The sequence below is a fragment of the Kitasatospora sp. NPDC056783 genome (assembly GCF_042789895.1).
In the GTDB taxonomy this organism is placed as follows: domain Bacteria; phylum Actinomycetota; class Actinomycetes; order Streptomycetales; family Streptomycetaceae; genus Kitasatospora.
This window is the reverse complement of sequence record NZ_JBHUAF010000277.1, coordinates 8,987-11,455: the sequence shown is the minus strand read 5'-3', so window position 1 is coordinate 11,455 and position 2,469 is coordinate 8,987. Positions and strand designations below refer to the sequence as shown.

1 protein-coding gene is annotated in these 2,469 nt (G+C 71.2%); it reads right to left on the bottom strand.

Annotated features, from left to right (window positions below; all coding sequences use genetic code 11):
- Positions 1 to 12: 12 nt before the first annotated feature.
- Entirely contained in the window at positions 13 to 2,241 is a 2,229-nt protein-coding gene (locus tag ACFRMQ_RS29705; RefSeq protein WP_380733755.1) for a right-handed parallel beta-helix repeat-containing protein, read from the bottom strand.
- Positions 2,242 to 2,469 lie beyond the last annotated feature (228 nt).

Sequence of the window (2,469 nt, the reverse complement as noted above, 5' to 3'; positions counted from 1 at the left end):
GTGGAACAAGGATCAGTAGCGCTCGTCGCCGAACTCGTCGACCACGAGGTGCAGCCGGGCGTCGCTCGCGTTGTAGAGCGAGATCTTGCCGTCCTTGACCGGGACGACCACCTGGTTGGAGACGGTCTCGCCGCGCAGGAAGTTGAGGTTCGACGCGTTCGGTGCCGCGTCGCCGTGCGGGTACACGGTGAGGTGCCCCTCGGCGCCCGGCGCGGTGACCGTCACGTTCAGGGTCATCGACGTGGTGTTGCTCCTGGCGTCGATGTTCACGGTGCCCCGCGCCGGAACGGACCGGTCCTCGCCGCTCCACACGAGGCGGGTGTCGAGGCGCCGCTCCGGGTCGATCGGATGGTACGCCGTCCTGCCCGCGGCGTCGAAGTAGCCGGCCAGGTCGGCGATCAGCTGCACGGTGCCGCCGGACGCGTTGTGGAACGACACCTTGCCGTCCTTCACCGGCACGGTCACCAGGTTCGGGATCGTGCGCCCGGCCGTCCAGTTGATGTTGGAGGCGTTCGGCGCCGCACCGCCGTGCGGGTAGACGGTAAGGTGCCCCTCCTGCGTCGGGTCGGCCACCGTCACGTTCATCGTCACGGCCGTCACCCCGGTGGCCGGGACCCCGGCCACACCCGTCACCGGCAGGTCGACCGTGCCGTACGCCGGAACCGCCTGCGCCGCAGGGATACCGATCGCCGCACGGGTGTCCAGCAGCCGCGTCGGACCCTGAGGGTGGAACAGCGAGCCCTTCGGGCTGTAGTAGCCCGCCAGGTCGGCGATCAGCTGCACGGTGCCGCCGGAGGCGTTGTAGAACGACACGTTGCCGTCCTTCACCCGCACCGTCACCTGGTTCGCAGTCGTGCGCTTGGCGGGCCAGTTGAGGACGGAGGCGATCGGTACCGCGTCACCGTGCGGGTAGGCGTTGAGGTGCCCGTCCTGCTGGGGATCGGTCACCGTCACGTTCATCGTCACAGCCGTCACTCCGGTGGCCGGGACCCCGGCCACACCCGCCACCGGCAGGTCGACCGTGCCGTACGCCGGAACCGCCTGCGCCGTACGGGTGTCCAGCAGCCGGGTCGGGCCCGCCGGAGTGTAGGCGCTGCCCACGTCGGTGAACTCGAACGCGCCGCGGTCGCGGAACCCGCTGCCCGTACCGGTGTTGGGCACGGTCGGGTCATCCACAGCCGCCCGACCGTTGAAGTCGGTCGGCAACATGCCCGGGGCGTTCTCATCGGCCGAGTCGATCCGGTGGTCGGCCGGAGCGGTTGGCCCCCTCTCCACCAAGGCCAGGTGGATCCAGTCGTGTGCGCCCTGGCCGGTGGCCTCGGTGAACGCCTGCTGGGTGGCGTACGTCGTACCGGCCCACTCGTAGCCCGCGCCGCCGCTGCGCCGGTCGATCAGGTTGTAGTCGAGCTTGCTGCCCGGCACGGCGCCCGCTCCGACGGTGAACCCGGTGGCGCCGGCCGGGTTGTCACAGGCCTGCTGTTCGCGCTTCGAGGTGTTCACCACGTTGTTCTCGACAACCGCGCCGGTCGAGGCACCGTCCAACGCGATCCCGACGCCGCACCCCGAGGAGACGTCGTTGGCCACCACGACGGTGTTCGGGGCATCCTTGACCAGAACCCCCCTGGTCATGTTGGTGGTCACGACCGTACCGGTGGAGCCACCGTCCACGACGACCGCCGGACCCCCAAGCGAGGTGATCTGGCTCCGCCCGAGGAGCACGCCAGCGGAGCCGTTGGTGACGCGCACCCCGTTTCCGCTTTGAGCGCTCAGTTTGTCGAAGGAGACGTCGTGGGCGCCGTCCACCACGACGGTGGGCGCTCCTGCGGCAGCCCAGATCTCCAGGCCCTCGAAGCGCAGGTGCTCGGCGCCCTTGACCACGAACCCGTTGACGGGCTTGCCGGGACGACCGATCCCCGAACCTTCAACGACCCAGCTCTGTCTGGCGCGGAAGGTAATCGGCGCCTGCGCCGTACCCGACCGCGTGATGGTCAGGTCCTCGTAGTAGACACCGTCGACGATCTCGACGGTCTGCCCCGGCTGGACGGCGGCCGCCGCCGCGCCGATGGTGCAGTACGGCGCCGCCTCGGTACCGCTGCCGCTGTCGGTGCAGTGCGCACCCGCGGTGTTGTTGACGTAGAGCGTGCCGCCCGCCGCGGCAGCGCTGCTCGCACCGACGGCCGGCAAGCCGACCGTTCCGACGAGCAGGGCGCCGACGGTCAGCGCGGATCGGACTCTGGACACGAAGTCCCCCCTGGTGATCGCGATGTCACATCGCTTGGACGCCCTTGCCGCCCGGGCGTCCCGGGCAGGGCGCGGACATCCTTACACGGAGGGCCCGTTGGTATCAGGGGTTTTTGTTCGAACACGGGCGTGGGGGGGGGGGGCCCCCCCCCGCCCCCCCCCCCCCCCCCCCCCCCCCCCCGCCCCCGGGGGGGGGGTGCGGGCCCGGCCGCCGCGGGGCCCCGGCCG